Here is a 25,700-nt window from a genome sequence, read left to right as displayed (position 1 = left end):
AACTTAGATCCGTGCTCTACGGGATCGCAGCCGCCACCACCGCCCTTCTCCTCGCCGCCGTGCTCACCGTGCTGCTCCGGGCCCCCGCCCGGCGCCTCGGTGTCCTCGACCGGCGGCGGCAGCGGCCGCTTCCGCTGTTCGGTGGAGTGGCCGTCGCGCTCGTCACCTGCCTGGTGACGGCCGCCGGGGACTGGACCGGCGTCGCACCGCTCGACGACGAGGTCGGTGACCTCCTCGTGGCCGGGGCGGTCGTCGCCCTGCTCGGGCTGGTCGCCGACGTGCGGCGGGTGAAGGCGCGGTTCCTCGTCGGCGGTACGGCGGCCGCGGCGGCCTGCGTGGTGCCGTACGGGGAGACCGGGGTGCCGGGCGGGCTGCTGGCGGTGGGCTGGATCGTGTGCGTCGCCGTCGGCTTCCGGTCGCTCGACCACACGGACGCCCTGGCGGGGACCCTGGGGGTCGTGACCGCCTTCGGGGTGGGGGTGTGCGCGGCGGCCGAGGTGATGGACGGGCTCGCCGCGCTGCTGAGCGTGCTGGCCGCCGCACTGACCGGGTTCCTCATGCACAACTGGCCTCCCGCGCGCGTGGGGCTCGGCTCCTGCGGGTCCCTGTTCACCGGCTTCGTGCTCGCCTCGGCGGCCGTGTCCACCCGCACCGGATACGAACTGGCCTCCACTGCCGGGGTGTTGTTCGCGCTCACGGCCGTGGCGGGCGCCGACGTCGTCCTCGTCGTCCTGTCCCGGCGGCTGGCCGGACGGCCCCTGCTGCGCCGCGGCCCCGACCATCTCGCGCACCGGCTGCGCCGGCTCGGGCTCACCCCGCAGGGCGTGACGATCCTGCTCGGTGTCGCCGGGTTCTCCGGGGTACTCGTCGGGGTCCTCGTGCACATGGGATGGGTGGCGCAGTCCCGGGTGTTGTGGGTGGCGGGGGGCGCCCTGCTCGTCGTACTCGCACTGCTGCCGATCCGGGTTTACGGCCCTCATCGCACCCGGCGACCCGCATCACCGCAGGTCAGCGCCCAGTTGCGTGTAAGGAACGGATAAGAGTTGAGTCCCTGCGACTCAGGTCTGTTGACCCAGCGCCGGGCGTCGTGCACACTTGAGTCCGTTCCACTCAAGTCAGCTGGAGGAATCACAATGGCACGTGCGGTCGGCATCGACCTGGGCACGACTAACTCCGTCGTCAGCGTTCTGGAGGGCGGCGAGCCCACCGTCATCACCAACGCCGAGGGCGCCAGGACCACGCCGTCCGTCGTCGCCTTCGCCAAGAACGGTGAGGTGCTCGTCGGAGAGGTGGCCAAGCGCCAGGCGGTCACGAACGTGGACCGGACCATCCGCTCCGTGAAGCGTCACATGGGCACGGACTGGAAGGTCGAGCTCGACGGGAAGCCCTTCAACCCGCAGCAGATGTCCGCGTTCATCCTGCAGAAGCTGAAGCGGGACGCCGAGTCCTACCTGGGCGAGAAGGTGACCGACGCGGTCATCACCGTCCCGGCGTACTTCAACGACTCCGAGCGTCAGGCGACGAAGGAAGCCGGTGAGATCGCCGGTCTCAACGTCCTTCGTATCGTCAACGAGCCCACCGCGGCGGCCCTGGCCTACGGCCTCGACAAGGACGACCAGACGATCCTCGTCTTCGACCTCGGTGGCGGCACCTTCGACGTGTCCCTCCTGGAGATCGGTGACGGCGTCGTCGAGGTGAAGGCCACCAACGGCGACAACCACCTCGGTGGTGACGACTGGGACCAGCGGGTCATGGACTACCTGGTCAAGCAGTTCCAGTCCGGCCACGGCGTGGACCTGTCCAAGGACAAGATGGCCCTGCAGCGCCTCCGCGAGGCCGCCGAGAAGGCCAAGATCGAGCTGTCGAGCTCCACCGAGACCTCGATCAACCTGCCCTACATCACGGCCTCCGCCGAGGGCCCGCTGCACCTGGACGAGAAGCTCACCCGGGCCCAGTTCCAGCAGCTGACGGCCGACCTGCTGGAGCGCTGCAAGACGCCGTTCCACAACGTCATCAAGGACGCCGGGATCAGCCTCTCCGAGATCGACCACGTCGTTCTCGTCGGTGGCTCCACCCGTATGCCCGCCGTCGCCGAGCTCGTCAAGGAGCTGACCGGCGGCAAGGAGGCCAACAAGGGTGTGAACCCGGACGAGGTCGTCGCCATCGGCGCCTCGCTCCAGGCCGGTGTCCTCAAGGGCGAGGTCAAGGACGTCCTGCTGCTCGACGTCACCCCGCTGTCCCTCGGCATTGAGACCAAGGGCGGCATCATGACCAAGCTGATCGAGCGCAACACCACGATCCCGACGAAGCGTTCGGAGATCTTCACCACGGCCGAGGACAACCAGCCGTCGGTGCAGATCCAGGTCTACCAGGGCGAGCGCGAGATCGCGGCGTACAACAAGAAGCTCGGGATGTTCGAGCTGACCGGTCTGCCCCCGGCGCCGCGCGGCGTCCCGCAGATCGAGGTCTCCTTCGACATCGACGCCAACGGCATCATGCACGTGACCGCGAAGGACCTCGGCACGGGCAAGGAGCAGAAGATGACCGTCACCGGCGGCTCCTCGCTGCCGAAGGACGAGGTCGACCGGATGCGCCAGGAGGCCGAGCAGTACGCGGAGGAGGACCACCGCCGCCGCGAGGCCGCCGAGACCCGCAACCAGGGCGAGCAGCTGGTCTACCAGACCGAGAAGTTCCTCAAGGACAACGAGGACAAGGTCCCGGGCGAGATCAAGACCGAGGTCGAGTCGTCCGTCGAGGAGCTGAAGACCGCGCTCAAGGGCGAGGACACCGGCGAGATCCGGACCGCCACCGAGAAGGTCGCGGCGGTCTCGCAGAAGCTCGGCCAGGCGATGTACGCCGACGCCCAGGGGGCGCAGGCCACCGCCGGTGCCGGTGAGGGCGCGTCCGAGGCCAAGGCCGACGACGACGTCGTGGACGCAGAAATCGTGGATGACGAGCGTAAGGACGGTGCCGCGTGACGGAGGAGACCCCGGGCTTTGAAGAAAAGCCCGACGTCCCTTCCGGCGCCACCCCTGACGACGCCGAGCCGCAGGCCGCCTCTCCCTCGAACGGTTCGACCGGCTCGAGCACGGAGGGGGCGGCCCCGGCCGGGGACGCATCAGCACAGATCGCCGGCCTGACGGCGCAGCTGGACCAGGTACGCACGGCGCTCGGTGAGCGCACGGCGGACCTCCAGCGGCTTCAGGCCGAGTACCAGAACTACCGTCGGCGGGTCGAGCGCGACCGGATCACGGTCAAGGAGATCGCCATCGCGAACCTCCTGACCGAGCTCCTGCCCGTGCTCGACGACATCGGCCGCGCGCGGGAACACGGTGAGCTGGTCGGCGGCTTCAAGTCGGTGGCCGAGTCGCTGGAGACCGTCGCGGCGAAGATGGGGCTTCAGCAGTTCGGCAAGGAGGGCGAGCCCTTCGACCCGACGATCCACGAGGCCCTGATGCACAGTTACGCGCCGGACGTCACCGAGACGACGTGCGTGGCGATTCTGCAGCCCGGGTATCGCTTCGGTGAGCGCACCATCCGCCCCGCGCGGGTGGCCGTGGCCGAACCCCAGCCGGGGGCGCAGACCGTCAAGGGCGAGGAGACGTCCGAGGCGTCCGCATCCGGCCAATCCGGCCACTCCGCCGATGACAAGGACAAGGAGAACGGTGGCCCGGACGAGGGCTGACGTTGAACCGACAGGAGAGGAGGGACGTCGAGGATGAGCACCAAGGACTTCATCGAGAAGGACTACTACAAGGTCCTCGGCGTCCCCAAGGACGCCACTGAGGCCGAGATCAAGAAGGCGTACCGGAAGCTCGCCCGCGAGTACCACCCGGACGCCAACAAGGGAAACGTCAAGGCCGAGGAGCGCTTCAAGGAGATCTCCGAGGCGAATGACATCCTCGGCGACCCCAAGAAGCGCAAGGAGTACGACGAGGCACGCGCCCTCTTCGGCAACGGCGGCTTCCGTCCGGGGCCCGGCGGTGCCGGCGGCTCCTTCAACTTCGACCTGGGCGATCTCTTCGGAGGCGGCGCCCCGGGCGGCCAGGGCGGCCAGGGAGCCGGCGGCTTCGGCGGCGGACTCGGAGACGTCTTCGGGGGCCTGTTCAACCGGGGCGGTACGGGCACGGGAACGCGCACCCAGCCCCGGCGCGGCCAGGACATCGAGTCCGAGGTCACCCTCAGCTTCACCGAGGCGATCGAGGGCGCGACGGTCCCGCTGCGGATGTCCAGCCAGCAGCCCTGCAAGGCCTGTTCCGGCACCGGCGACAAGAACGGCACACCGCGGGTGTGCCCGACCTGCGTGGGCACCGGCCAGGTGGCGCGGGGCTCCGGTGGAGGCTTCTCCCTCACGGACCCCTGCCCCGACTGCAAGGGGCGCGGTCTGATCGCCGAGCACCCCTGCCTCGACTGCAAGGGCAGCGGCCGGGCGAAGTCGTCCCGGACCATGCAGGTCCGGATCCCGGCGGGCGTCACCGACGGCCAGCGGATCCGGCTGCGCGGCAAGGGCGCACCGGGCGAGCGCGGCGGCCCGGCCGGCGACCTGTACGTCACCGTGCACGTGGACGCCCACCCGGTCTTCGGCCGCAAGGGCGACAACCTCACGGTGACGGTGCCGGTGACCTTCGCGGAGGCGGCACTGGGCGGTGAGGTCCGGGTCCCCACCCTCGGCGGCCCGTCGGTCACGCTCAAGCTGCCGCCGGGCACGCCCAACGGCCGCACCATGCGCGCCCGGGGCAAGGGCGCGGTCCGCAAGGACGGAACCCGCGGAGACCTGTTGGTCACCGTCGAGGTGAGTGTCCCGAAGGACCTGACGGGGAAGGCTCGTGATGCGCTGGAGACGTATCGCGAGGCCACTGCGGGCGAGGACCCGCGGGCGGAGCTGTTCCAGGCCGCGAAGGGAGCATGAAGCAGATGGACGGTCGTCGACGCAACCCGTATGAACTGACCGAGGAAACCCCGGTCTACGTCATCTCGGTGGCGGCCCAGCTCTCCGGCCTGCACCCACAGACGCTGCGCCAGTACGACCGTCTGGGCCTCGTCTCCCCGGACCGCACCCCCGGCCGGGGCCGCCGCTACTCGGCCCGCGACATCGAACTGCTCCGCCAGGTGCAGCAGTTGTCGCAGGACGAGGGCATCAACCTGGCCGGCATCAAGCGGATCATCGAACTGGAGAACCAAGTCGCCGCCCTGCAGTCGCGGGTCGCGGAGCTGGAGGCGGCACTCGACGGCGCCGCCGCGGCGATGCAGCAACGGGAAGCCGCGGTGCACGCGTCGTACCGCCGCGACCTGGTGCCGTACCAGGAGGTACAGCAGACCAGTGCGTTGGTGGTGTGGCGGCCCAAGCGGCAGCAGACGTCGGACTGACGAGGACTGCCGCGTACGTACACGAACTCGCACGTACACGAACGCGCACGTACACGAAAGGGGCCCGGATGCCGGGCCCCTTTCGCATGCTCGGGGTGCTCAGGGCGCGATGACCGCCCAGTCACCGCCGGCCGCCGACTCGGTGCCGTCGGCGTAGAGGGCGGTCACCCAGTAGAAGTAGGTGCCCTTGGCGACGGCGGTGTCCACGTAGGAGGTCGCCGTCGTGGTGGCCGCCAGCTTCTCGTACGCCTTGGTGCCCGGGTTCCAGCGGTAGACCTGGTAGCCGGTGGCGTCGGCCACGGAGGACCAGGACAGGTCGACCTTGTCCCCGTCGGGGACCGCCGTCAGCCGGACCGGCGAGTCCTCGGGCGTCGGCACGCTCGGCGTCACGTCGAGCTCGGTGGCGCTCACGATCTCGCCCGACTTGCTCCACTCGTACGGGGAGTTCCAGGAGGTGTCGTAGGTGTCGACGAGGAAGCAGCGCTCCACGCCGTCCGGGAGGGTGGTGTACGTGTACGAGGTGACTCCGGGCGCCAGCCACGCCTCCTGGTGCGCGGAGCAGACACTGTCCTCCCCGTCGCGCAGGAGCTCGCCCGTGTAGACGACGTACCGGAACAGGTCGGGGGCCGGATTCGCGTCCCAGGCCAGCTCGAAGCCGTACCCGGTCGGGGTGACCGTCAGTCCGGTGACGACGGGTGGCGGGGTGTCGTCCCGGCGCGCCCCGCTGACGGTGGCCGACCGCGCGGACTCGTTGCCCGCCGCGTCGAGCGCGCTCACCCGGTAGTAGTACGTGGTGCGCACGGTCGCCGAGGCGTCCTTGTAGGAGAGCTGGTCCCTGCTGCCGAGGCGGGTGTACGTGCCGGCCGCGCTCGCCGCCCGGTACACCCGGTAGGAGACCGCTCCCGGCACGGCGCTCCAGCCGACCCGCAGCCCGCCCGCCTCGGAGGCGTCGGTGATGTCCACGCCGGCCGGCACGCCGGGCGCGACCCGGTCGACGGTGGTGACGGGCTGGTCCGCCGTACCCGCCGAGACGTTGCCCGCCTTGTCGTAGGCGCGGACCTCGTAGTAGTACATGTCGCCGGTGACCGGGAGGGTGGCGTCGGTGTACGAGGTGGAGGTGGTCGTCGCGAGGGGCGTGCCGCCGAAGGACGTCCCCTTCAGGCGGCGGTGGACCCGGTATCCCGCGAGGTCCATCTCCTTGTTCTTCGCCCAGGTCAGCTTCGCCTTGCCGGTGGCGGTGTCGTACGACACCGACGTCCCGGTCGGGGTCAGTGGCTTGACGGTGTCGACGGTCGCCGAGGTGCGGGGCGTGTACGCGAACTTGACGTTCGCGGTGCCGGTCCAGTTGACGAAGTCGACGCGCAGGGTGTGCTTGCCGGAGGGGATGGTGAGGTTGACGGTCTTCTTCACCGTCGTGGAGACGTTCTTCCAGAGGTCGACCTTGCGGACGCCGTCGAGGTAGACGCGTATGCCGTCCTGGGCGGAGGCGGCGAAGGAGAACGGGCCGCCGGAGCCGAAGTCCCGGGTCACGGTCCAGCGCACACCGAAGTTGTTCGACGGCAGTCCGGAAGCCGGGGCGCCCGTGCCCCAGTTCTGGTCGATCCCGCTGTCGCAGTCGGTCTTCTTCGGCGTGCCGGAGAAGGTGGTGTTCGCGAAGAACTGCCGCTTGAAGACCGGCGAGGTGCACGTTACGGCGGCGGAGGCAGGGGCGGCCAGCGCCGTGAGCAGGCCGCCGGTCGTGGCCAGGACGACTGCCGGTGCCGTGGCCCGCAGGACGAGGTTTCGCACGCTCATGCTCACGCTCCGCTCGGCGGGACCACGACCGGGGCGAGGCCGGAGAAGGCCTCCGAGCCGTTCGCGGCGACGGTCGAGATCACGTAGAAGCTGGTCGTGGCGCTCGGCGTGGCCGGGTCGGTGTAGCCGCGGGCGTCGGCGGTCAGGGGTACGTCGGTGAGCCGGACGTACTGGCCCGCCGCACGGTCCCAGCGGTAGACGTGGAAGCCGGTGGTCGTGCAGCCGGTGCCGCAGGTCCACGACAGTGCCGCGCGGCCCGTCTCGTCCGCCACCGCGGACAGAGCCCAGGCAGCGGTGTTCGGGGGGGCCTGGGAGGGGGTGAGCTCGAACTCGTTGACGCTCACGTTGGCGGCGACGCTCTCCGGGTAACCCCTCAGCGTGTAGAGGGAGTTGTTGTTCGTGTCCACCGAGTCCACGAAGTAGAACCAGTTCTCGTCGTTCGGGACGTTGAGGTCGGTGAACCGGGTCGTGCCGGGCGGGAGCGAGGCGAGATGCTCGTAGGTGGCGGTGTCGCGGAGGTCGGTCGCCCGGAAGACGTTGTACGACTTGAGGTCCGGGGCGGTGTTCTCGTCCCACTCCAGGACCGTGCCGTACTCCGTGCTCGTGTGGGTCAGGCCGGTGACGGCGGGCGGCGGGGTGGTGTCCACGAGGCCCGCGTAGGCCGGCCGTGAGGGCGCCGACTCACGGCCCGCGCTGTCGACGCTGGTGACGTGGTAGCCGTACGACGTGTGCCGCTCGGCGGAGAAGTCGGTGCAGCCGTACTGCGGGTAGTAGTCGGCCTCGTTGCCCACCCGGTACGACTCACAGGTGATCTGCACGGGGACGGCGTTCGGGTCGGAGTAGTCCCAGCGGTAGACGCGGAAGCTCGTCGGCGCGGCCTTCGACGTCGTCCAGCGCACCTCGATCCCGGTCTCCGCCTCGTTCGTGCGCGGCGTGTCCATGGAGGGCACGGCCAGCGGCCGGGCGAAGGCGAGGACCTGCGAGGTGGCGGTGTTGCCGGCCGGGTCCTTGGCGACGACCTTGTAGTACGAGGTGTCGCCGTAGGGCGCGGTCTCGTCGAGGCGGCTCGACCCGTACGAGATGCCCAGTTTGACGAACTCACCGTCGGCGGAGGCCGCCCGGTAGACGTCGTACGTCACGTCGAAGGTGTCGTCCTGCCAGTCGAGGCTGACCCCGCGCACGGCGTCGTCGCTCGCGGACACCACCGGCACCAGCGGGGCGGTCTTGTCGACGGTGGTGACGAGCTTGTCGGCGCTGCCCGTCGACTCGTTGCCGGCCTTGTCCACGGCCCGCACCTCGTAGTAGTACGCGGTGCCGGTGGGCGCGACGGTCTCCGTGAAGGACGTACCGGTGACGAGGTCGCCGCCGCTGACCTTGCGGTAGTCGGGGGTGCCCTTGATCCGTCGGTAGACCCTGTAGCCGGCGAGGTCCATCTCCTTGTTCTTCGCCCAGGTGAGCTTCGCCTTGCCGGTGGCGGGGTCGTAGGTCACGGCGGCGCCGGTCGGCGCGAGCGGCTTGACCTTGTCGACGGTGGCCGAGGTGCGGGGCGTGTACGCGAACTTGACGCGGGCGCTGCCGGTCCAGTTGACGTAGTCGACGCGCAGGGTGTGCCTGCCGGAGGGGATGGTGACGTTGACGGTCTTGGAGACGGTCGTCGACACGTTCTTCCAGAGGTCGACCTTGCGGACGCCGTCCAGGTAGACCCGAATGCCGTCCAGGCCGGAGGCGGCGAAGGAGAACGGGCCTCCGGAGCCGAAGTCCCGCGTCACGGACCAGCGGACGCCGAAGTTGTTCGACGGCAGGCCCGAAGCCGGGGCGCCCGTGCCCCAGTTCTGGTCGATCACGCTGTCGCAGTCGGTCTTCTTCGGCGTGCCGGAGAAGGCGGTGTTGGCGAAGAACTGCCGCTTGAAGACCGGCGAGGTACAGGTCACTGCGGCGGAGGCGGGAACGGCGGTGACGGTGAGCAGGCCGCCCGCGGTGGCGAGCACGACGGCGGTCGCGGCCGCGGCGGTCGTGCGTCTGGCTGGGTTCATGCGGTCCTTCAGTCCTGATCGTCAACGGCAGGCAAGCCGTTGACGATCACGACCGATGAGGACGGGAATTGGTTGTACAGGACTTGACTTGTTTCGCCATATATCCCATTCGTCCTCATTCACTACGAATGTCTTCACGTAAGCCTCATACGTTAACATTGCTATCTCATTGTGTGGTTGCTCCTTGACCGTCGCATGAAGGCCGCGTTGGCTTCGCTTCACCTGGGTCGCGATACGCGCCCTCGTTCGGAAGGCAAGCTCAGTGAACACCCGTACCCGTCGTAGCTCCCTGGCAGTGGCCGCAGGTTCCCTCACGCTTTCGCTGACGGCCTGTGGGGCGCTCGGAGTCACCAGCAACAGCAGCGAGGCGAGCCCGACCAAGGGCAATGACATCACCGTGGGGCTGCTGCTTCCGGAGAAGGCGAACACGCGGTACGACAAGTTCGACTACCCGATCATCAAGGAGAAGGTCGCCGAGCTCACCAACAAGCAGGGCACGGTCGAATACGCCAACGCCGACGCGAGCGCGAGCAGGCAGGCCGAGCAGCTGCAGAAGATGATCGACGACCAGGTCGACGTGATCCTGCTGGACGCCGTGGACGCGCACGCGATCGCGGACGGTGTGAAGAAGGCCAAGGACGCGGGCATCCCGGTCCTCGCCTACGACCGGCTGGCCGAGGGCCCCATCGACGCGTACATCTCCTTCGACAACGCGCTGGTCGGCGAGGTGCAGGGCCGTTCCCTGCTCGAAGCCCTGGGCGACGACATCGACACCTCCGACAAGATCGTCATGATGAACGGCTCGCTCACCGACCCCAACGCCAAGCAGTTCAAGACGGGCGCGCTCTCCGAGCTGGAGGGCCAGGTGACGATCGCCAAGCAGTACGACACCACGGACTGGAAGCCGGAGAACGCCGAGTCCAACATGCTGATGGCGATCTCGGCGATCGGCGCGAACAACATCGCCGGCGTCTACTCCGCCAACGACGGCATGGCCGGCGGCATCATCAAGGCCCTGAAGTCGGCGGGCGTCGACGACCTGCCCCCGATCACCGGCCAGGACGCGGAGCTGCTCGCGGTGCAGCGGATCGTCACGGGCGAGCAGTACATGAGCGTGTACAAGCCGTACCCGAACGAGGCCGAGGCCGCCGCGGAGATGGCCGTGGCGAAGGTCCAGGGCAGGAACATCCAGTTCGACGCGCTCGCCTCGGAGCGGGTGGACAGCCCCACGGACAAGGACATCCCCGCGCAGCTGCTCCCCGTGGTCGCCCTGACGAAGGGCAACATCAAGTCCACGGTCATCGAGGACGGCATCTACAAGGTGTCCGACATCTGCACGAGCAAGATCGAGAGTGCGTGTGAGGCGGTCGGGCTGAAGTAGGGGGTTCTTCGTGTTCGCGCCGGCGTGGCTCAGTCGAGCCAGGAAAGCGGGTCTTCTTCGTCTTCCCCGGATTCCCGAACTGTCGTGAAGGTGAGGGGAACTCCCAACTCTGCCAGACGGGCAAGGTTGTTCGGAGAGATGTGGAGCCCGGATCCTGACTCGGCAACTCCGGACAGGTCGACCTTCACGGACGCTCCCGCCTTCTTCAGCGCGTCGAGCGCCGACTCGCGGGGGCCGAGGAAGCCGGCAAGTCCCGCAGCCTGTTCATCGGCGGTTTTCGAGTGTCGCTCGTCAACCGTGAGCGTGGCCCAGCCGGGTCCGGAATAGATACCCATGCCCTCAGGCAGGGAAAGATCTTCACCGGCGGCGTTCTGCAGTGCGGCAATCAGGGCGGCGGAATCCATTCCCCGCCCCGAAGCCACCAGGGACGTACTCAGGTTGCCCCAAGGCTTCAATTTCACTCCAGGTCCCTCAGCGTTCGTTCATATTGGCTGCGATCATCAAGGGAAACCCCAGGAGGGCGATTCGCTTGACTTCTTCCGGCTGGAGGGCGAGGGTGCAGTCGTTCCCGGAGAATCCGTAGATGTCGACGATCACCTCGTATCCCCGCTCGACCAGTTGCGCGAGCTCGGTCCGCTTGCTTTCCACGATGGAAAGGATGTTGTCCAGCTGCTCATGAAAGTCCCGGCTGACGTTCGAGTTGCAGTTGATCCCCCACTCTCCGTCGACCTCACCCGGGCGACTCCATTTACTGGGGCCCGGGTTACGCACACCAGTGGGCTCGATACCGAGGAAGGACGTGATCTCCTCGGGCTGGAGATCTCTTCCCTTGACGACGAGCGATACATCCGTCAACACCCAGTGGCGCTTTTTTGTAACATTCATGTACGGCTCCTCACAGGTTGAGACATCCTACTTGATCTCGCGGCACGCCGCCCAGTGAACATTTCCCATTCCGGGCTCCAGCAGCTCTCTCAGTGTGATTTCTGCGCCGACAGTCGTCGAATTCTCGAACACACTGAAACCTCCGGCGCCCGAGGAAGCGGGAGGCCCCAATGTGTAGTTCGGAATTACGTCGCCCGGTCCGAATGTCTCCACGTAACCTCCCGGATACACGCCTCGCTCGACGGTCAGGCCGTTGAGTCCGGGAAGTGGGTCTCCGTGCTGTACGTAGAAAGATATGTTGGTTCCCTCGGGAACCACGGTGTCGCCGGCCCTGCGTACGAGGTAGCCATGGCCTGCGAAGACTTTCTCCCCGTCCGGGCGGCCACCGGCGAGAACCCGGTCCGCGTAGTAACGGCCGTCGGTGTCCGGCCAGTCCTTCTTGATGATCTCCGGCTTGGTGTCGCGCAGTGCCTGCATGACGTCGGCACGCTCGGGCATGGGATCCCCGGCACCTCGGCCCCCCTCAGGTTTGAAGCCGTCCCGCGCCGCGCGCTGCGCCGCCGTCTCCAGGCCTTCCTTCGTGGCCATGCGGAGTCCGCCGCGGGCCAGGCCGGCACCCTTGGTGCCGATGAGCTCCGGGATGAGGCGGCCGACGAACTCGGAGGGGTCCTTCTTGAACCCGTCGACGGCGGCCTGGACGACGCGTTCGGGGTGGGCCGCGGTGGAGACGAGGCCGGAGAGCGTCATGCTGACGTTCTGCATGTACGCGGCCGGGTGGGTGAGGTTGTACGGGTCCATCGGGTTGAGGCCGCGGACGAAGTTGAGCAGGCCCGCCGTGCCCTTGAGGGCGCCGCCGACGACATGGGTGAGTTCGGTGTTGACGGCCTGGTAGCCGTCGACGAGGTTGTCGCCGAGCCGGTCGAGGGGCGGAGGTTCGGCGGGGGCGTGGGCGAGGGCGGCCTTGACCTTGGTCTGGGCATCGGTTGCGGCGGTGTTGCGCTGCCTGCGCGCCTCGGCGAGTTTCTCCCGGGCGGCCTTGACGTCTGCCTCGCCGGGATCCCGGAACGGCTCGGGCCTGGGCCCGGGGTCCTCGTTCGCCTTGACCTTGGCGTTGTAGGCGTCGACACGCTTGTTGTACGCGGTGACCGCGTCCTCGGAGGCCTTCCTGCCCCTCTTGTACAGTTCGATGGCCTCCTGGGCCTGGCTCTGGGCCCACTTGACGGTGTCGGCGTAAGCCTCCAGCGCCGTGCCGGCCGTGTCACAGGCGTCGGCCGCGTGCAGCCACTTCGTGGGGTGGACGCCGAACTTCTCGCGGAAGGCGTCGCCGCCCTCGCCCACCCAGCCGGAAGAGTCCACCTTCTTCATGCCCGTGCCGACCTTGTCGAAGGCGGCGTGGAAGTCCTTGAGGTGCTTGGCGCTCTCCCGGATCTTGCCGGGGTTGCCGTGGACGAGCTCGTTGGGCTCCTCGGTCTGGCCGAGCTGCCGCTCGCCGGGGGTGGCGCCGAGGTCGGAGGCGACGCCGTCGCCCCAGTCCTCGACCGCGTCGGCGGCGCCGTGCAGGCCGACGTGGTCGAGGCCGTCGCCAACCTTGTCGGTGGCGTGGTCGATGCCCTCGCCGAGCTTCTTCTTGCCCTCGTCGACGAGGTCCTCACCGACGCTCAGGCCGGTGTTGATGCCACTCTTGATGCCATCGCCTATGTCACCGAAGATGCCCACTACTGCTCGTCCCCGCCCTGTGGGCCGGCCTGCTGCTGGGCGGCTTGGGCGCGGGCCTCGGGCGAGGGTCCGAAAGTGTCGTCGAGCATCTGGTTGTATTCGGTGTCGGAGACCCCGAACTCCTCGTGCAGGTTCTGCGGGTTGAGGCCGAGGGGTCCGACGGTATGGGAGGTCATCACATCGCGTCCGGCGTCCTTCCAGCCCTGGGCACTGTTGGCCATGGCCTGGTCGAAGGACTCTTTGCTGTAGTCGACGCCGCCGTACGCGCCGGAGGTGGCGATATCGCCCCAGCCCATCTGGGTGACCTCGTCCTCGGAGGCGTACGGATTGCCGATGGCGGCGTTGGTGACGACCTTGAGGGTGCCCTCGACGTACTGGTCGGTCTCGTAGTAGGTGCCGGCCGACAGATTGGTCTTGACAGCGAACGCGTTGCCCTCGTTGATCAGCGAACGCACACCCCACTCCCACCGCTCACAGAACGACGAGAACGTCCCGGTCAGCCCTTCGTGCCCCAACTCCAGCCCAGACAGGGCGATATCGCCGAAGCCGCGCCCGGCCCCGGCCGTGCCGACCATGCCCAGCTCCTTCAACTCGCCCAGCGCCTCGGTCAGGCCCTTGGCAACCAGGTCCAGGCCTGCGGCCTTCAGGTCCTTGCCCCCACCACCAGTCATACGACATCCCCCTGCTCACGGTCCACGGCCACGTCGTCGGGCACGACACCCCGCACCGGCGGAAACACCATGCCGTCGGGTCCGTCCGCGCAGTCCAGCGCCACCCCGCACGGCACCCCTGCCGCAGGCACCGCCACGTCCAGCAGCCGCGCCCCGAGCACCGTCTGATACGTCCACTCACGGGCGAACTCGCCCCGCGCCTGGGCATAACGGGCCAGCGCCTGCCCGTCAGAGAACGCCAGGATGAACCGCACCCCGTTCCAGTCGGCGGTCAGCAGACCCCGCTCACCGTCCGGGCCGGGCCGGTCGCCCAGCGGCACGAGCACTGCCGTACGCCGGAACTCGTTCAGCAACTCGGCGAACCGCTGCCTGCGCGCGACAGCCTCGGGATCCTCGGGAACCGGCGCCGGGGCCGGGACCTGCTCGGCCGACGGCGACGCCAATGATGGCGCTGGGCCGACCATGTCCACGTAATCGGACAGGCGGGATCTTGGTATGTGGCCGTCTGCTGTGCCGGGGTCCCCGTTGTCAGACATAAACGGGATCATCACATCGGTGCGTTGGCGGATGCAACGACGATCCGCTCACCTCACCCGGGAGTTGCTCCTGACGTGATGGAGCAGGGCGGCGAGCTGGGTGGCGGAGGTGGCCAGGATGACGTCCGGGGTGTCGCTCTCGCGGAGGCGGATCGTTCCGTCGGGGGCGGGGGTTACGTAGAGGCACCCGCCCTCGGGGCCTCCGCTGAGCCGGCACCTACCACGGCCATTTCGCGAAACTCGTGCCGAACGAGCAGGTCGTCGAAGTGCTCGAGTTCGAGTCCGAGGATCCGGCGCTGCGCGGCACGATGACGATGACGACCACGCTCACCGACGCGGACGGTGGCACTGACGTCCTCATGGTGCACGAAGGGATCCCCGACGCCGTGCCCGCCGCCGACAACGAGACGGGCACACGCATGGCCCTGGAGAACCTCGCTCGGCTCGTCGAGAACGAGAGCGGGAGTTGACCGGACAGCCGACCGAAGACCGGCCCCGCACCCTGTCCATCGGGTGCGGGGCCGGTTCATCGTTCAGGCCGCGAGGCCGGAGTGCCGGAGTGCCGGAGTGCCGGAGTGCCGGAGTGCCGGAGTGCCGGGAGTCAGCTCCCCGTGGTGCGGCGGCGCCTCCACCACACCAGGGCCGTACCGGCCGCGAGGAGGGCTGCGGCGATGCCCGAGACGGTGAGGACTTGGGCGCCTGTTTCGGCCAGGCCTCCGTCGTCGTTGTTGCCGGCCCCGGGTGCGGGAGTGTTGCCTCCGCCCTGGGGCGCCGACGGCTGGGGCGCCGGGGTGGACGGGGCCGGACTCTGCGGCGGGGTGGTGGGCTTGCCGGTGTCGGTCGGAGTCGGGGTCGGGGTCGGGGTCGGTTTGTCGCCGCCGTCGTCACCGCCGGGCGCGGAGTGGGTGCCGCTGCCGCCGAGGTAGGCGGTCTCGCTGTCGCGGTAGGCGGTCTCCGTCTTCACGGACGTCTTGGTGGTGGCGTCCAGGCGCGGCTTCTCCAGGTTGAACTGGAGCCCGGTGACGTTGCGCTTGGGGGCCTTGGAGAAGTCGACGCCGCCGTACGAGTAGATGTAGACCTGCCCGTTCGCGGGGACCTCGAACTCGACCTCGCCCTCCTTGAAGGACTTGACCATCTGCTGCCAGACGGTCATCTTGTCCCAGTTCTGATGGGGGGCGCGCAGCGGCCACCGCTTGAGGTTGTTGCTGTTGATGATGGTGCGGAAGTCGGTCGCCTTCTCGGCGTCCTGGGCCCGCACCCACTCCGCGGCGACGCGGGAGCGGTAGACGGTGCGCAGATCCTTGTACTTGGGGTCGGTGTTGATCTGCTTCTCGACGACCGGGACGATGTACTCGTTGATCAGTCGCTGGTTGTGTTCGATCTGCTCGTCGGTGAGCCGGGTGCACGGGCTGTCGCCGCCGCCCGGCTGGGTGTCGTACTTCTGCGGGGTGGACTCCACGCGCAGCGGGGCGTCGAGGATGTAGATGCCGCCGTCCTGCTCGCGGACCTTGGCCGGCTTCGGCGTGATCCAGTTGCGGGTGCTGTGCATGCAGGGCATGCCGTCGATCTTCTCGGCGTTGTCCCACAGCTGCTTGCCGGAGGGCGTCTTGTAGTCGTAGGCGCGGGAGAAGTCCCGCTTCATCTCCATGTCCGCCTCGAGCAGGATGCGGCCCGCGTCCGTGTGGGCGAACTTGTCGTCCATGATCGTCGCGGGGTCGTCCGGGTTGAGGTTCACCCACATCCTGTCCGGGCTCAGGGCGAGCCAGGTGAAGAACGAGTCCGAGGCGAGCCGGACGGCCGACTCTCCGCCGAAGCCGGGGTCGGTGTCCTCGTCGGGCACGTAGTCGGACTTGAAGGAGTAGTCGATGCCCTTGCCCTTGACGGGGTTGCCGACGTAGTTCAGCTCCAGGCTGGAGAAGTCGACTCCGCCGGGACGTCCGAAGCCGCCTCGGGTGTTGGCGCCCTGATACATGCGCTGGAGGTTCTTGGCCTCCTGCGGGTTCCGGCCGGAGCGGTAGGCGGCGTCGTCGAGCGGGCCGCCGGTGCCGACCCGGCTGGGGCTGGGGTTGAAGGTGGGGTTGTAGCGCGTGTACTGGTTGGGCTGCCAGCGGGGGACCGCGTTGGAGCGCTGTTCGCGGATGGTGACCCCGTTGGAACGGCCGGTCTCACGCTGGATGGCGGCGTTGAGGGCCCGGTACTGCTTGCGGGTGTTGTTGCTGGTCTTCTCGCCGGTGATCAGGCGCAGACTGTGGTCCTTGAAGTCCGGAGAGCGCAGGACGTGCTTGTCCAGCCGGAACTGCTTGGCGATGTGCTTGCCGTTGGACTTGAACTCGCCGAGTTCCTTGGTCTTCGCGTTGTAGGCGTCGTAGATGCGGACGTACTGCTTGCCGGTCTTGGGATTGACGACCGGCTTGCCGTTCTTGTCGACGACCGGCACCTCCACCTGGCACAGCCAGTCGGGGCCGACGAGCCTGAACTTCTGGACGAGGCGGGATTCGAAGCTGTTGCCCTTGAGCCGGTTGAACTCGTTGCCGATGATCCGGACGTCCATGTAGCGACGGAAGTCGCGGATGGTGCCGCTGTTGTTGCGGCCGAGGTTCTGGCCGTAGCGGGCGTAGATCTCCAGGACCCGGTACTTGATGTTCCCGGTCTGCTCGTACTTCCCCTTCCATTTCTTGACGTCGGCCTCCGTGTCGCCGGCGAGCCGCTGCTGGTCGGCGGTCGGGGCCTTGAGGCCGTCGAAGGAGTGGGAGGGGTTGTCGACGAAGTAGTCGCCCCAGTCGCTCTCGGGATTGACGCTGTACTGCTGGTTCTTGCCGGGGATGCCGGAGCCGGCTATGGGAGCGTCGAACCTGCGGCCGAGGTACAACTCGTCGCAGCGTTTGCCCTTCAGCGCGGGTGCGGCGTCGGCCTGGTCCTGCATGCCGGGCAGTCCGGCGAGCATCATGCCCGCACCGGCGAGGACGGCGAGAGCCGCGCCCATGCGCCGTTTGATGCGTGCTCGTAGAGGTGTTCTCACGGTGGATGTCCCTGATGTGGAGGGGCACTTGGGACATGAACTATGGCGACGCGGGCCCCCCGTTTCGGTCCGCCGCCAGCTCCCGAACTTTAGAAACCCAAGAGGTTCCTGTGACACCCGGCGCAAGCGTTGCACGACATATCAGCGCGTCAACTTCACATGTGTGAAGGACAGTTGTCGCTTCCGGGTTTGTCGGCGACCTGCCCTAGGGTGGCCTGCATGAGTGAGCGGTCAGGGGAGCGGCAGCTCCAGACGTGGCTGGAAGAGCGCGCGAACAGCTTCGACGCGTGGGCCGAGGAGACGGGCATGCCCGGGCGGTGGGACTTCACGCCCGAGTCGCTGGACGTCCTGGAGGACCTGGTGCGCTCCCGCTACGGCTCCGAGGAGGCCGTCCGCGCCGGCCGCACGGACCCCTTCCTCCAGGGCGCCGTCTGGTACGTCGGCGAGACGGCCTGCCGGGCGAAGAAGCTGGTGTGGCACTACTGGCCGTTCGCTCCCGCCCGGTCTCCGCTTCCGGACCTGTTCGGCGCGGGACAGCCCGGTTTCATCGACTCCCCGAGCGTCGGCAAGCCCCGCGCCCGAGAGGGGCAGGGGACGGATCCGCTGGGCCTGATCCGGACGCTGTTCTGGACCAAGGACGACATCGACCGGCCGGTGACCGCGCACCTGCGGGACATCCTGGACTGACCTCAGGCCGGGATGCGCGTGCCCGGTTCCGAGCGCAGGCGGAAGCGGCCGTTCTTGGTGGCCTCCGGCCGGCGAATCCCCCGGGATGTCCTCCTCACCCCATCCTGCGCCGGAAGCGGACATGGCGCCGCCCGGTGGCGGCGCAAGCCCCTCACGCCACCCGCGTGAACTCCACCGTCACCTCCGGCGGGCCGCCCGCCACCCCCCGGTACACCCCCTTGTGCGGAGTGACGTCGTCGTAGTCCCGTCCCCGGCCCACCACGACATGCGACTCGTCGGCCCTCCTGCGGTTCGTGGGGTCGTAGCCGCACCAGTCGCCCGCCCAGTACTCGACCCAGGCGTGGGACTGCCCGGCCACCGGGCGGTGGAGCTCGGCATCCCGTTCCGGGTGCAAATACCCCGACACGTATCGGGTCGGCAGGCCCAGGCCCCGCAGCAGGGCGATCGTGAGGTGGGCGATGTCCTGGCAGACGCCCGCGCCCTGCTCCCACGCCTCGGCGGGCGCGGTGTTCACGTTCGTCACTCCGGGGAGGAAGGCCACCCGGTCGGCAACCAGGGACGACACGGCGACGGCCGTCTCGTGCGGGTCGAGGCCCGCTGCCGCGTCCCTCGCCAGGTCGTGCAGCTCGTCGGGGACCGTCGTACGGGGAGTCGCGGACGCGAATTCCAGCAGGCGGGTGCGTGCCGTCTCGTCGGTGATTTCCGACCAGGTCGGCGCCACCGGCAGGGCACCCGGCGGCTGGGTCTCGACCAGGCTGGAGGCGGTGATGGTGAGGTCCGCGTGCGGGTCCATGAGGTCGAAGCCGGTGACCTGGGTGCCCCAGTAGTCCCAGTACGACCAGGTGGCGGCCGTCGGGCTGATGGTGACCCGGGCGTCCAGGGTGGTCTGGCCGGGCAGCGTCAGCGGGGTCATGCGGAGCTCGTTGTGGGAGGAGACCGCGGCCTGGGCGTACGAGACCCGGGTGACGTGCCGGATACGCAGGCGGCGCACGCCCTGGCTGGTCAGCGTGGTCATCATGGTCATCTCAGGCACCTTCCTGGGCCCACTCGACGGGCCCCTGATAGGGGAAGAACCGCTCCGCCACCGCGTCGGCGGACGCCATGCAGGACTGCTGCAAGTCCCGCAGCAGCAAAGGCAGTTGGTCTTCCAGTGCCTGCGAGTCCAGATACTCCAGGCGGGTGCGCATCCGGCCGATCGGGCGGCGCGCCGGGTCCTGGCGGGGGCGGCCGAGCGCGGACAGGCACTCCTCCGCCGTCGTCAGCGCGTGCAGCGCGGAGCGCGGGAAGTCCCGGTCCATGAGGAGGAATTCGGCCACCCGCGGGGTGTCGCCGAAGCCGCCGTACACACGCGCGTACGCCTCGTCGGCACCGGACGCGCTGAGCAGCGTCGGCCAGTCGGGCGCGTGCGCCGCGTCCAGCACGCGCACCGCGAGCAGCCGTACGGTCATGTCCACCCGCTCCAGGCTGCGGCCCAGGACGACGAAACGCCAACTGTCGTCACGGCTCATCGTCGAGTCGGCGAGCCCGAAGAAGAGGGCCGCACGGCGGCGTACCAGCTCCAGATACGCGTACGGACCCGTCCGCCGCGCCGCCAGCCGCTGGTCCTCCAGCGCGTGCCACGTCGAGTTGAGGCACTCCCACATCTCCGACGACACCGCCTCGCGGGCACTGCGCGCGTTCAGCCGCGCCGCGCCCAGCGCGCCCTCGATGGAGCCGGTCGAACGGGAGTCGAAGGCCAGCTGGTCGAGGACCTGCTGCATGTCGACGCGTTCGCCGCCCGCCTCCATGCCGAGGATCGCGTACAGCGACCGGCAGGCCACGTTCTCGTCGCGCCAAGGGTCCTCCAGCATGCGGTGCAGATAGGCGTCGAGGATGCGGCCCGTGGCGTCGGCCCGCTCGACATACCGTCCGGTCCAGGTCAGGGCCTCGGCTATGCGGGAGAGGATCACGTCGTTCACTGTTGCTGCGCCCCTTCCTGTACGACGGCGGGGGTGCCGTCGGGTCCGAGCCGGCGTGGAGCGATGTCGAGGGGAGAGGCGGCTGTCAGGGGTGCGGGGGTCTGAGCCGGCCCTTCCGCCAGCACCCAGGTGTCCTTCGAGCCGCCGCCCTGGCTGGAGTTGACGATCAGGTTGCCCTCCTGGAGGGCGACCCGGGTCAGGCCGCCCGGGAGGACCCAGACATCGTTGCCGTCGTTGACGGCGAAGGGCCGCAGGTCTATGTGGCGCGGCGCCATACGGTCACCCGCGAGGGTGGGGGAGGTGGACAGGGCGACGGGCCGCTGGGCGATGAAGCCGCGGGGGTCGTCGATGACGGCCCTGCGGGTGCGTTCCAGGGTCTCGGCGTCGGCCTTCGGCCCGATGACGATGCCCTGCCCGCCGGCCCCGTCGACCGGCTTGATGACCAGCTGGTCGATCTGGTCGAGGACCGCCTCCAACTGGCCCGGTTCGTCCGGCCGGAAGGACTCCACGTTGGGCAGAATCGGTTCCTCGGAGAGGTAGTAGCGGATCAGGTCCGGCACGAAGGTGTACAGGAGCTTGTCGTCCGCGATGCCGTTGCCGACCGCGTTGGCGAGGGTCACGTTTCCGGCCATGGCCGCGCTGAGGATGCCGGGGCAGCCGATCACCGAGTCGGGGCGGCAGTGCAGCGGATCGAGGAAGTCGTCGTCGAGGCGCCGGTATACGACATGGACGGGCACCTCGCCGCGCGTGGTCCGCATCCACACCCGGTTGTTCCGGCAGAGCAGGTCGTGCCCCTCGACGAGCTGCACGCCCATCAGCCGGGCCAGCAGGGCGTGTTCGAAGTAGGCGGCGTTGCTGGGGCCGGGCGTCAGGACGACGACCCGCGGATCCTGGGTGCCGTCGGGAGCGGCGGCGCGCAGGGCGGCGAGCAGCCGGTGGCAGTAGCCGTCGACGGGCAGGACGTGCTGTTCGGCGAAGAGGGAGGGGAAGATCCGGGTCATCGCCCGGCGGTTCTCGATGACGTACGAGACCCCGCTGGGCACCCGCACGTTGTCCTCCAGGACCCGGAAGTCGCCCGCCTCGTCGCGGACGAGGTCGATGCCGGCGACGTGGATGCGGACGCCGCCCGGTGGTTCGACGCCGTGGGCCGCGCGGTGGAAGTGGGGGGAGTTGAGCAGCAGCCGCCAGGGCACGACGCCGTCCTCGAAGGCGCGGGCCGGGCCGTAGGCGTCGGCGAGGTAGGCCTCCAGGGCCCTGACTCTCTGGCTCACGCCGCGTTGTATGAGATCCCATTCGAGGGCGTCGAGGATCCTGGGCACGAGGTCCAGCGGCCACGGCCGCTCCTCGCCCGCGAAGGCGTAGGTCACGCCCCGGTCCGTGAACGCCCTGGCCATCTGGTCCGCCCGGAAGCGCAGTTCACTCGGCTCGATCGGCTGCAGCGCCGCCAGCACCGGCTCATAGGCGGTCCTGACCTCACCCGGCCGCTCAAACATCTCGTCCCACGCGTCGGCCAACGCGTACGCGTCAAATATGTCCGCCATGAGGGGACGTTAGAGGCGGTATGTAACACAGTCATCTCCTTGAGATTTCAGGGAGTTCACGTGCGGAACGATCGGGTCCGCCCCAGCCCGTCGCGCTCGGACTCCGTCACCCCCCCCGTGCGAGGCGGGTTCCGGGGCGCGTTCGGCGGGTACGGAAGACCACCATCAGCTTGTTGCAACGGGGCCGGCGGAGGCCTGGAAATAGCGGGTCGTATGGGGGCTTTCCGGCGCCGGTGGCGCGGGGAGCCGTGTTGCGGACCCGGTACGGTCCGCGCATAGTGGCGCTGCGGAAGAGCTGGAACCGGGGGTGGGACGGGGCGATGGCCGGGCACGGGACGGACGAGCATCCACACGGTGCTGACCGACTGTGCGATGCCGGGGATCGCCTGTATTCCCGGGCCGTACGGCGCGGTCGCGTGCCGCGCGCGGATGCGGACGCCGTGCAATGCCTCCTCGAGCTGGCCCTGCTGCACCCGGACCCCGACGATATGGACTGGCTGGTGCCGACGGCCCCGCAGGAGGTCATGACGCGGCTGCTGCGCGGGGTGTACGACGAGGTCAGCGCGAGCCAGCGGCGGGTGGGCTCGGCGGTGGCCGCCTTCGAGTGGTATGCCGGACTCGGCCCACGGCTGCCGGCCGCCGCCCCGGAGGGCACCGCGATCCGGGTCCTGGACGGCCTGTCCCGCATCCAGGCCGCGATGGACGAGGCGACGGAGGCGTGCACGACCGAGGTCCTCACCGTCCAGCCCGGAGGCATCCGCCCCGAGCACGAGCTGACGGAGGGCCTGCACCGGGCGCTGGCGCTGCGCGGTCGCGGGGTGCGCATGCGCGACCTGTACACGCACGTGGCCCGGCACGGTCAGGGCCTGCTCAACTACCTGGAGCTGATGGGCGGCGCGGTACAGGCGCGCACCTTGGACGAGGTGATCGACCGTCTGATCCTCTTCGACCGTACGGTCGCCTTCATCCCCGCGAACGCGGACCGCACGCTGGCTCTGGAACTACGTCATCCGGCGCTGGTGGAATACCTCGTAACGGTCTTCGAACGCCTCTGGCGCCTGGCGATCCCGCTGACCGCTCCCCTCCCCGACACAGGCATCGATGGCATTTCGCACCGGGAGCGGTCCATCGCTGCGCTGCTGGCGGAGGGGTATCAGGATGCGGTGATCGCGGAGCGCCTTGGTATAAGCGTCCGTACGTGCCGGGCCCACATCGCCCGTCTGTCGGAGACGCTGGGCGCGGCCAGTCGTACCCAACTCGGCGTGCGCATCGCCCAGGTGGGCCTGGACGGTGCGTCCCACCCTGCCGACGTCGGGTCCCTCACTCTTCCGGAGCAAGGATCCCGGACTGTCCGATGAGGTAACCGAGCTGTGCACGGCTGTCGCTGCCCAGGGTGGCGGCGAGTTTGGCGATGTGCACGCGGGCGGTGCGGATGTTCATGCCGAGGCGGTCGGCGATGACGGCGTCGGTGTGGCCTTCGACGAGGAGGGCGGCTATGGCGCGTTGGCGGGGGGTTATGCCGTCGAGGGAAGGCTGGTGGACGGCTTCGGGGTACATGGGGACGGCCAGGGGCCAGAGGCGGTCGAACGTAGTGCCGAGGTAGGAGACCAGGGCGGGGTGGCGGACTTCGAGAGCCAGGGTGCGGTCCTTGTTGGCGGGGATGTAGGCGACGGTGCGGTCGACGAGGATCAGACGCTCGGGGAGTTCGTCAAGGCTGCGGGCTTCGGCGTCGCCCTTCAGGAGTTCGTAACGGGTGCGGATCGCGGGCGCGTGGCGATACGTGTGCTGATAGAGGGTGCGGATACGACCCCCTCGGTCGAGGAACGCCTGGTCGCGTTCGAGTGCCCAGACCAGCGTGCGGTGGGGGCGGCGGTTGTAGGGCTGGATCGCGAGGACTTCGGTGGACGCGTCCGCCAGGACGTGGGCGATGGCCTGGTCGATCCGCTCGATGTCGCTCAGCACCCTGATTCCGGCGGTGTCCGGCGCGGCGAGGGCCAGGAGCGGATCGAACATCTCGGTCAGCCGCTCCTCACGCCGCCGTTCGTCCGCGATGCGGTCCTCGGAGGCCCGCAGCAGCCGGTGAAGGGCCACGGCCGGGGCGAGGGGCTCAAGCCAGTCCAGGTCCTGGACCGTGGGCTGAAGCAACCCGAGGTCGACCAGACACGGCGCGCCGTCCGCGTCGCGAGCTCGTACGCGTCCTTCGCGCAGGGCTCGGGTGTAAAGGCCCAGGCCTTCCTGACACAACTCGCTGGTTCTGTGCCCGTGCGCCTCCGCGGTCACCTGCGACTCTTTCCCCTGACTGTCAATGGTCCTGCTCCAGGATCCCCGACTGCGCTATGAGGTAGCCGAGCTGGGCGCGGCTGCCGCTGCCCAGGGCGGTGGCGAGTTTGGCTATGTGGGCGCGGCACGTACGGACGTTCATGCCGAGGCGGCGGGCTATCGCCTCGTCGACGTGGCCCTCGACCAGGAGCTTGGCGATGGAGTGCTGGATGTCGGTGATGCCGTCGGGGGCGGTCTCGTACGGGGCGCCGGCGCTCAGCGGGACCGCGCGGCTCCACATGAACTCGAAGACCTTGATCAGGTAGCCCACGAGGCCCGGGTGCCGCAGCTCCAGCGCAACCTGCCGGTCGTCGCGGACAGGGATGAAGGCGACTGTCTCGTCGCAGATGATGAGCCGCTCGACCAGTTCGTCGATGGTGCGGTACTCCACCTTTCCGTCGGTGAAGCGGTCCATGTAGGCCAGCCGCTCGGGGCTGTAGCGGGCGGTGTGCTGGTAGAGGGTCCGGATGCGCACGCCCCGCTCGGTCAGGGTGCGGTCGCGCTCCAGCCCCTCGATGAGTCGGCGCTCGGGGTGTCGGGCGCTCGGCTGGACCGTGAGCATCTCGTTCCGGCACTGGTCCGTGGCCAGGTCGAGGGCGGCGTTGATGCGGTCGAGCCCCTCCAGCACCGTGATCGAGTGGGTGGGCTCCGCGCCGCCCGCGCTGAGGGCCATGAACGGCTCGAAGGCCTCGGCCAGCTCGATCGAGGTCTGCCGGCGTTCGGTGATCTCGCGCTCGATCGGATTGAGCCGCCGGGCCAGCGCGACCGAGGGGGGAACCGGGCGCAGCAAGTTCGCGTCGTCCGGATCGGGATGCAGGAGGGCGAACTCCATCAGGCAGGGAGCGGGCTCCACATCCTCGCGGGCGATACGTCCAGTCCGCAGAGCGTTCGCATAGAGACGTCCCCCCTCTTCGCACAGTTCAGTGATGGCATGGGGATGTGTCGCCTTGGTCCGATTTGTTGTCAAATCTCCACCCCCCAGGGTCCTGAACATGCAGGAACATGATGCACCGATCGTGTGGCCATGACGTGCCTGAATGAGCCATCGTCTTATCCGACGGGGGAAGAGGGGACCTTCAAGTGAGGACGAAGCCGACTATGAGGAAGAGAATGCTTCGCTCGGTGCTTGTCGCCGCCTTCTCCGCCGTTGTGGCCTTCGGAACCATGAATGGCCTCTCTGCTGCGAAGGGCGACACGCCGGCCGACGTGACGTCAGTGACGGCGGTGGCCGGGCCTGCCGGCGCGGCCACTCAGGACGGCGCGGACGACAGCGTCTGGTCTTGACATGACTACTCCACCTGACGACCGCTCCTTCCGCCGCGAAATGGCCACGGCCTACCGCTCCGGCTGGCACTTCATCGACCTGGCCACCGCGATCCCCCACGCCGGTGACTCGTTGATGGTGACCGTCTTCGGCGAGCCGGTGGTCGTGACGCGGGACGACGACGAGGACGTACGGGCCTATCGGTGCCTGCGCCGGCCGCGCGGTGCCCCGCAGCCCGTACGGTGTGCCATCCGGTACGGAATGATCTTTGTGAACCTGGACCAGCGGGACCATCGACAGGTGGAGTCGGACACTCCGCCCCCACGAACCATAGCCACCCCCCGCAGTGCCTGACGCGATTCCCCCGTCGTAACAGATCGCTCAGGTGCTTCCCCCCGCAGCGGGGGGGGGGGGGGGGGGGGGGGGCGGGGGGGGGGGGGGGGGGGGTGGGGGGGGGGGGGGGGGGGGGGGGTTGTGGGGGGGGGTGGTGGTGGTGGTAAGGGAGATATTTTTTTAGGGGAAGAAAGAA

General features: G+C 68.9%; 22 protein-coding genes and 1 pseudogene. 10 read left to right on the top strand and 13 right to left on the bottom strand.

The window, feature by feature from the left end:
- Positions 1–11 precede the first annotated feature (11 nt).
- The 5 genes from ABT063_RS40045 (at position 12) to ABT063_RS40025 (ending at position 5,367) form a co-directional block, all read left to right on the top strand.
- Positions 12–1,040: an MraY family glycosyltransferase gene (locus ABT063_RS40045; protein WP_351065695.1), complete on the top strand. Its 1,029-nt coding sequence runs from the start codon at positions 12–14 to the stop codon at positions 1,038–1,040.
- A gap of 93 nt (positions 1,041–1,133) precedes the next feature.
- Positions 1,134–2,978, top strand: coding sequence for a molecular chaperone DnaK (dnaK, locus tag ABT063_RS40040; protein ID WP_351065693.1), 1,845 nt, complete (start codon positions 1,134–1,136; stop codon positions 2,976–2,978).
- A complete protein-coding gene (gene grpE, locus ABT063_RS40035; protein ID WP_351065692.1) occupies positions 2,975–3,685 on the top strand; it encodes a nucleotide exchange factor GrpE in 711 nt (236 codons plus the stop codon). The genes dnaK and grpE overlap by 4 nt, the downstream gene beginning before the upstream one ends.
- A gap of 33 nt (positions 3,686–3,718) precedes the next feature.
- Positions 3,719–4,909: a molecular chaperone DnaJ gene (gene dnaJ / locus ABT063_RS40030; protein WP_351065690.1), complete on the top strand. Its 1,191-nt coding sequence runs from the start codon at positions 3,719–3,721 to the stop codon at positions 4,907–4,909.
- A gap of 5 nt (positions 4,910–4,914) precedes the next feature.
- Entirely contained in the window at positions 4,915–5,367 is a 453-nt protein-coding gene (locus tag ABT063_RS40025) for a heat shock protein transcriptional repressor HspR (protein ID WP_351065766.1), read from the top strand.
- Positions 5,368–5,466: 99 nt separating this feature from the next.
- On the opposite strand, the gene ABT063_RS40020 is transcribed toward ABT063_RS40025, so the two are convergent.
- The gene (locus ABT063_RS40020; RefSeq protein ID WP_351065688.1) at positions 5,467–7,161 is read right to left on the bottom strand and encodes a PA14 domain-containing protein; all 1,695 of its coding nucleotides are present in this window, start codon (positions 7,159–7,161) and stop codon (positions 5,467–5,469) included.
- Between the two features lie 2 nt (positions 7,162–7,163).
- Entirely contained in the window at positions 7,164–9,194 is a 2,031-nt protein-coding gene (locus ABT063_RS40015) for a PA14 domain-containing protein (RefSeq protein ID WP_351065686.1), read from the bottom strand.
- A gap of 262 nt (positions 9,195–9,456) precedes the next feature.
- Between ABT063_RS40015 and ABT063_RS40010 the strand changes: the two genes are divergently transcribed.
- On the top strand, positions 9,457–10,575 hold the full coding sequence (locus ABT063_RS40010) for a substrate-binding domain-containing protein (protein WP_351065685.1): 1,119 nt from the start codon (positions 9,457–9,459) through the stop codon (positions 10,573–10,575).
- Between the two features lie 29 nt (positions 10,576–10,604).
- On the opposite strand, the gene ABT063_RS40005 is transcribed toward ABT063_RS40010, so the two are convergent.
- The 5 genes from ABT063_RS40005 to ABT063_RS39985 form a co-directional block, all read right to left on the bottom strand.
- Positions 10,605–10,979, bottom strand: a complete 375-nt coding sequence (locus ABT063_RS40005) for a hypothetical protein (protein ID WP_351065683.1) — start codon at positions 10,977–10,979, stop codon at positions 10,605–10,607.
- A 67-nt stretch (positions 10,980–11,046) separates the two neighbouring features.
- On the bottom strand, positions 11,047–11,460 hold the full coding sequence (locus ABT063_RS40000) for a DUF4279 domain-containing protein (RefSeq protein ID WP_351065682.1): 414 nt from the start codon (positions 11,458–11,460) through the stop codon (positions 11,047–11,049).
- 27 nt (positions 11,461–11,487) lie between these two features.
- On the bottom strand, positions 11,488–13,176 hold the full coding sequence (locus ABT063_RS39995) for a putative T7SS-secreted protein (RefSeq protein ID WP_351065680.1): 1,689 nt from the start codon (positions 13,174–13,176) through the stop codon (positions 11,488–11,490).
- Complete coding sequence (locus tag ABT063_RS39990; RefSeq protein WP_351065679.1) at positions 13,176–13,847, bottom strand: hypothetical protein; 672 nt, start codon at positions 13,845–13,847, stop codon at positions 13,176–13,178. The genes ABT063_RS39995 and ABT063_RS39990 overlap by 1 nt, the downstream gene beginning before the upstream one ends.
- Complete coding sequence (locus ABT063_RS39985; protein ID WP_351065677.1) at positions 13,844–14,383, bottom strand: hypothetical protein; 540 nt, start codon at positions 14,381–14,383, stop codon at positions 13,844–13,846. The genes ABT063_RS39990 and ABT063_RS39985 overlap by 4 nt, the downstream gene beginning before the upstream one ends.
- A gap of 215 nt (positions 14,384–14,598) precedes the next feature.
- On the opposite strand from ABT063_RS39985, the pseudogene ABT063_RS39980 reads away from it, so the two are divergent.
- A pseudogene (locus ABT063_RS39980) lies at positions 14,599–14,853 on the top strand (SRPBCC domain-containing protein); the annotation flags it as partial.
- A gap of 131 nt (positions 14,854–14,984) precedes the next feature.
- On the opposite strand, the gene ABT063_RS39975 reads toward ABT063_RS39980, so the two are convergent.
- The gene (locus tag ABT063_RS39975) at positions 14,985–17,366 is read right to left on the bottom strand and encodes a hypothetical protein (RefSeq protein ID WP_351065676.1); all 2,382 of its coding nucleotides are present in this window, start codon (positions 17,364–17,366) and stop codon (positions 14,985–14,987) included.
- A gap of 255 nt (positions 17,367–17,621) precedes the next feature.
- Between ABT063_RS39975 and ABT063_RS39970 the strand changes: the two genes are divergently transcribed.
- Positions 17,622–18,089: a hypothetical protein gene (locus ABT063_RS39970; protein WP_351065675.1), complete on the top strand. Its 468-nt coding sequence runs from the start codon at positions 17,622–17,624 to the stop codon at positions 18,087–18,089.
- Positions 18,090–18,240: 151 nt separating this feature from the next.
- On the opposite strand, the gene ABT063_RS39965 is transcribed toward ABT063_RS39970, so the two are convergent.
- From ABT063_RS39965 to ABT063_RS39955, 3 genes are read right to left on the bottom strand one after another with little or no spacing between them, the layout of a single operon-like run.
- A complete protein-coding gene (locus ABT063_RS39965; protein WP_351065673.1) occupies positions 18,241–19,113 on the bottom strand; it encodes a transglutaminase family protein in 873 nt (290 codons plus the stop codon).
- 1 nt (position 19,114) lies between these two features.
- Positions 19,115–20,047: an alpha-E domain-containing protein gene (locus ABT063_RS39960; RefSeq protein ID WP_351065671.1), complete on the bottom strand. Its 933-nt coding sequence runs from the start codon at positions 20,045–20,047 to the stop codon at positions 19,115–19,117.
- A complete protein-coding gene (locus tag ABT063_RS39955) occupies positions 20,044–21,588 on the bottom strand; it encodes a circularly permuted type 2 ATP-grasp protein (protein WP_351065670.1) in 1,545 nt (514 codons plus the stop codon). The genes ABT063_RS39960 and ABT063_RS39955 overlap by 4 nt, the downstream gene beginning before the upstream one ends.
- Before the next feature lie 320 nt (positions 21,589–21,908).
- Here ABT063_RS39955 and ABT063_RS39950 point away from each other — a divergent pair, with 320 nt between their 5' ends.
- Positions 21,909–22,946, top strand: a complete 1,038-nt coding sequence (locus ABT063_RS39950; protein WP_351065764.1) for a helix-turn-helix transcriptional regulator — start codon at positions 21,909–21,911, stop codon at positions 22,944–22,946.
- Here ABT063_RS39950 and ABT063_RS39945 read toward each other — a convergent pair.
- Positions 22,909–23,868 (bottom strand): LuxR C-terminal-related transcriptional regulator, encoded by a 960-nt coding sequence (locus ABT063_RS39945; RefSeq protein ID WP_351065668.1) that lies wholly within the window; start codon positions 23,866–23,868, stop codon positions 22,909–22,911. The genes ABT063_RS39950 and ABT063_RS39945 overlap by 38 nt on opposite strands.
- 22 nt (positions 23,869–23,890) lie before the next feature.
- Entirely contained in the window at positions 23,891–24,901 is a 1,011-nt protein-coding gene (locus ABT063_RS39940; RefSeq protein ID WP_502990975.1) for a helix-turn-helix transcriptional regulator, read from the bottom strand.
- A gap of 291 nt (positions 24,902–25,192) precedes the next feature.
- Between ABT063_RS39940 and ABT063_RS39935 the strand changes: the two genes are divergently transcribed.
- Positions 25,193–25,525, top strand: coding sequence for a hypothetical protein (locus tag ABT063_RS39935; RefSeq protein ID WP_351065665.1), 333 nt, complete (start codon positions 25,193–25,195; stop codon positions 25,523–25,525).
- The last annotated feature ends 175 nt before the right edge of the window (positions 25,526–25,700 follow it).

The organism is Streptomyces sp. NPDC002838 (assembly GCF_040295365.1).
GTDB lineage: Bacteria > Actinomycetota > Actinomycetes > Streptomycetales > Streptomycetaceae > Streptomyces.
Note: the sequence above shows the minus strand (reverse complement) of the source record. Positions and strands in the feature narration are given on the sequence as shown.